Here is a 4171-nt window from a genome sequence, read left to right as displayed (position 1 = left end):
TACCCTTCGCATACTGGTACTGACAAGGCTCCCCGCCGTCCGCCGGGGCCGCTCCCCTCCTCGGGGATGATGTTTCCCCCGGCCGTCCCCGAGACGGGGCCCGCGCGGGAACCGGCTGCGGCCCCCGGACGTACGTTCCGGCAGGCCCGGCCCGGTTCCGGGGTACTCCGGGGGGCGTGCCGACCGTACCGTGCGAACGGGCATAGTGGTCCCGAACCACCGGCCCCATTGCCCTTTCTTTACTCAGCCAATCCTTGACTCGACTCCCGATCGGAGCACTCGGTGATCATCGGCCTCGTCACCGCCGTGGCGGCATCCGCCTGCTACGGCACCGGCTCGGTCCTCCAGGCCGTCGGATCCCGCCGCTCCGCCCGGGAGGAGGCCGCCAAGGGCGCCACCACCTCGACCACCGAGCACGGCGGCCCGAGCCTGTCCTCGACCGCGAAGGCCGCCGTCACCTGGGAGTTCATCCTCGGCACGGTGCTCGACCTGATCGGTTTCGGGCTCGGCGCGCTGGCCGCCCGGCTGCTGCCGCTGTTCCTCTCCCAGACCATCATCAGCGCCAACCTGGTGATCACCGCGGTGCTCAGCATCAAGCTGCTGGGCATCCGGCTCAAGCAGCTGGAGTGGGCCTCGATCGCCGTTCTCTGCTCCGCGCTGGTGCTGCTGGCCGTCTCGGCCGGACCGGAGGGCGGCCACCACGTGGCGATGTCCTTCCACTGGTGGCTGCTGATCATCACCACCGTGCTGCTGGTCGGCGGCAGCCTGCTGGTGCGGCGGATGGGCGCCAACGGCGCGATCGTCGCCGGCCTGCTCTCCGGCCTCGGCTTCGGCGCCCTGGGCGTCGGGGTGCGCATCCTCAACGGCATCGAGCCGTTCGACATCGGTTCGCTGCTCTCCGACCCGGCGCTATACGCGGTCCTGGTCGGCGGCATCGGCGGGATGTACATCCACACCGTGGCGCTCCAGATCGGCTCGGTCAACGGCGCGACCGCCGCGCTGGTGGTCGGCGAGACGGTGCTGCCCGGCGCGGTCGGCGTGCTCTGGCTCGGCGACTCCTCCAAGGCCGGCCTGGGCTGGCTCGGCGTGATCGGCTTCCTGCTCGCGGTGGTCGCCGCGGTCGGGGTGGCCTACTTCGGCCAGGACACCCACGGCACGCCCGGGGAGCCGGCCTCCGAGGAGCCCGAGCTCACCCGCAAGTAGCGCGGGGCCTCAGCCCCCGCTGCGGGTGCGCGGCACGCGCTGGCAGCGGGGGCAGAAGTAGCTGGAGCGGTTCATCCAGGCCGCCCGCCGGATCGGGGTGCCGCAGCGGCGGCAGGGCTCCTGCTCGCGGCCGTAGGCGTCGAGGTCCCGGGAGAAGTAGCCGCTCTCGCCGTTCACGTTGACGTAGAGGCTGTCGAAGCTGGTGCCGCCGACGGCGAGCGCCGCGGTCATCACGTCCCGGGCGTCGGCCAGCAGCAGCAGGGCCTGCGGGCGGGTGAGCGTCGCGGTCGGGCGGTCGTAGTGCAGCCTGGAGCGCCACAGCGCCTCGTCGGCGTAGATGTTGCCGACGCCGCTGATCAGGGTCTGGTCGAGCAGGGCGCGCTTGACGGTGGTCCGCTTGGCGCGCAGCGCGGCCGCGAAGGCGGCGTCGTCGAAGCGCGGGTCGAGCGGGTCGCGGGCGATGTGCGCGATCGAGACCGGGGTGCCCTCGGGGTCCCCGTCCTCGGCCTCCTCGACCGCCAGGCCGCCGAAGGTCCGCTGGTCGACGAAGCGCAGTTCGCGCCCGCCGTCGGCGAAGCGCAGCCGCACCCGCAGGTGCGTCTCGTCGGGTACGGACGGGTCCTGGACGAGGAGTTGGCCGCTCATCCCGAGGTGGCCGATCAGCGAGAATCCCGCCCCGGTGCCGGCCAGCGGCACCCACAGGTACTTGCCGCGCCGCTGCGCGGTGCCGAGGGTGGTGCCGGTCAGCCGGGCGGTGAAGTCGGCCGCGCCGGCCGGCTGGCGGCGCACCGCGCGCGGGTGCAGCACCTCGACGTCGGCGACGGTCCGCCCGGCGACCCAGTTGGCCAGACCACGGCGGACGACCTCGACCTCGGGAAGTTCGGGCACGGGAAGACGCCTCCTGCTCGGTACGGTTCGGCAGGAGTGAAGGCTACTCGGAGGTCACGCCCCGGCGGGCAGCCGGTCGGCGTACTTGTCCTTGATCGCGCGCCAGGCGCTCTCGGCGGCCTTCTGCTCGGCTTCCTTCTTCGAGCGGCCGACGCCGCTGCCGAAGTCCTCGCCGGCCACCCGGGCCGCCGCGGTGAAGGTCTTCTCGTGGTCCGGACCGGATTCCATGACCACGTACTCGGGCACTCCGATGCCCACCGAGGCGGTGAGCTCCTGGAGACTGGTCTTCCAGTCCAGGCCGGCGCCCAGCTGAGAGGACTCCTCGATCAGCGGGTCGAACAGTCGGTGGACGAACTCGGTGGCCGCGTCCAGGCCCTGGTCCAGGTAGACGGCGCCGATCACGGCCTCGACGGTGTCGGCGAGGATCGACGACTTGTCGCGGCCGCCGGTGCCCTCCTCGCCCTTGCCGAGGCGGATGAACGTGCCGAGCTCCAGGCCGCGGCCGACGTCCGCGAGCGCGCGGGAGTTGACCACCGCGGCGCGCAGTTTGGCGAGCGTGCCCTCCGGGACGTCCGGGTGGACGCGGTAGAGGGTGTCGGTCACCACGAGGCCCAGCACCGAGTCGCCGAGGAACTCCAGGCGCTCGTTGGTGGGCAGCCCGCCGTTCTCGTACGCGTACGAGCGGTGGGTCAGGGCACGTACCAGAAGGGCGCGCTCGAGCGTGTACCCGAGGCGCCCTTCCAGGACGTCGTATTCGGTCGAAGCCGGCCCGCCGGCCTTGCCGCCGCCCGAAGAGGAACCCTTCGGGGCGGTGGACGCCTTGCGGGTGGAGTTACCGTCCGACATCGATCCGTACACCCCGCCGATCAGACCGAGAGGACCTGGCGACGGTTGTACGTGCCGCAGCTCGGGCACGCGATGTGGCCCAGCTTCGGCTCGTGGCAGCGGTCGCACGCCACGAGGGCCGGGACAACGGCCTTCCAGTTGGACCGACGGTGGCGCGTGTTGCTGCGCGACATCTTCCGCTTCGGAACAGCCACGGCTACTTCTCCTGGTTCTCGGCGAGACCCTCACGGGTGTCGCTGTTCTTAGATCCGTCACCCTCGTCGCCGGGGGCGGCGGAGAGTCCCTGCAGAGCCGCCCACCGGGGGTCGACGGCATCGTGGTGGTGCGCCGGGTCGTCGCTCAGGCGCGCTCCGCACTCGGAGCACAGGCCCAGGCAGTCTTCCTGGCACACCGGCTGCAGCGGCAGTGCGAGCACCACCGCGTCACGCAGCACCGGCCGGAGGTCGAAGAAGTCGCCCTCCAGACGGTAAGTCTCTTCTTCCGAGTCCTCGTCGAGGTCCTCGGCCCCGGCGGTCCGGGCGCGGTGGCGCTCGTCGGACTCCGGGTAGTAGTACAGCTCCTGGAAGTCCACGTCGATGTCGAACTCGACGGGCTCCAGGCACCGGACGCACTCGCCCTCGACCCGGGTCTCGGCGGTGCCGGTGACCAGCACGCCCTCGACCACGGACTCCAGGCGGATCTCCAGCTCGATCGGGCTCTTCTCCGGCACGCCGATCACGTCGATGATCCCGAAGCCCTCCGGGGCCTCCAGGGTCCGGCTCACCTTGCGCATCGAGCCCGGACGCCGACCGAGCTCGTGCGTGTCGAACACGAGGGGGTCGCGGTGGTCGAGGCGGTTCAAGGTGTCCTGACTTCCATAGGAATCAACGAGGGAGTCCCCATACAGGTCGGCTTTGCGAGGGCAAGCCAACGGCCGGACATGGGGAGGCCGGAGTGGTCAGACTACCGGAGTCTCCCGTCAGGCCCAACTTCGGTCCCGTCGGGAGACTCCGCCGCGGCCGTGCCGGGGCCGGTTCAGCGGCCTCCGAGCTCCCGCAGCCTGGTCATGTCGATCATGCTGGTGTCGAAGAAGCTGGTCTCGTCCAGACCCTGCCCCTGCGCCTGGCCCTGACCCTGGCCCTGCTGCTGGCCCTGACCCTGGCCCTGGCCCTGCTGCTGGTGCGGCACGGCCGGCGGGGTGGCCGGCGGCTGGGGGTAGGCGTAGCCGTCGTACGACTGCGCGGCGTAGCCCTGC

At 71.6% G+C, this 4171-nt stretch carries 5 protein-coding genes and 1 pseudogene; 1 reads left to right on the top strand and 5 read right to left on the bottom strand.

Features of this window, described 5'->3' with window-relative positions; all coding sequences use genetic code 11:
• Nucleotides 1-282 precede the first annotated feature (282 nt).
• On the top strand, nt 283-1203 hold the full coding sequence (locus tag ACIQOV_RS30480) for a hypothetical protein (protein WP_401053824.1): 921 nt from the start codon (nt 283-285) through the stop codon (nt 1201-1203).
• A gap of 9 nt (nt 1204-1212) precedes the next feature.
• Here the strand turns inward: ACIQOV_RS30480 and mutM are convergent, their stop codons facing one another.
• The 5 genes and pseudogenes from mutM to ACIQOV_RS30455 all read right to left on the bottom strand — a co-directional run.
• Entirely contained in the window at nt 1213-2091 is an 879-nt protein-coding gene (gene mutM / locus ACIQOV_RS30475; protein ID WP_401053822.1) for a bifunctional DNA-formamidopyrimidine glycosylase/DNA-(apurinic or apyrimidinic site) lyase, read from the bottom strand.
• 54 nt (nt 2092-2145) lie between these two features.
• Entirely contained in the window at nt 2146-2937 is a 792-nt protein-coding gene (rnc, locus tag ACIQOV_RS30470; protein WP_359900567.1) for a ribonuclease III, read from the bottom strand.
• A 20-nt stretch (nt 2938-2957) separates the two neighbouring features.
• Nucleotides 2958-3131: a 50S ribosomal protein L32 gene (gene rpmF / locus ACIQOV_RS30465; RefSeq protein ID WP_030056747.1), complete on the bottom strand. Its 174-nt coding sequence runs from the start codon at nt 3129-3131 to the stop codon at nt 2958-2960.
• A gap of 2 nt (nt 3132-3133) precedes the next feature.
• Complete coding sequence (locus ACIQOV_RS30460) at nt 3134-3778, bottom strand: YceD family protein (protein WP_401053820.1); 645 nt, start codon at nt 3776-3778, stop codon at nt 3134-3136.
• Nucleotides 3779-3951: 173 nt separating this feature from the next.
• Nucleotides 3952-4171 (bottom strand): annotated as a pseudogene (locus ACIQOV_RS30455) (cell division initiation protein); the annotation flags it as partial.

It is taken from the genome of Kitasatospora sp. NPDC091257 (genome assembly GCF_044757675.1).
In the GTDB taxonomy this organism is placed as follows: domain Bacteria; phylum Actinomycetota; class Actinomycetes; order Streptomycetales; family Streptomycetaceae; genus Kitasatospora; species Kitasatospora lactacystinica.
This window is presented reverse-complemented; position numbering and strand designations above follow the sequence as displayed.

Bases quoted from the DNA above. Each gene is read 5' to 3' on its own strand.
- rnc (WP_359900567.1), bottom strand. From the start codon at position 2,937: ATGTCGGACGGTAACTCCACCCGCAAGGCGTCCACCGCCCCGAAGGGT.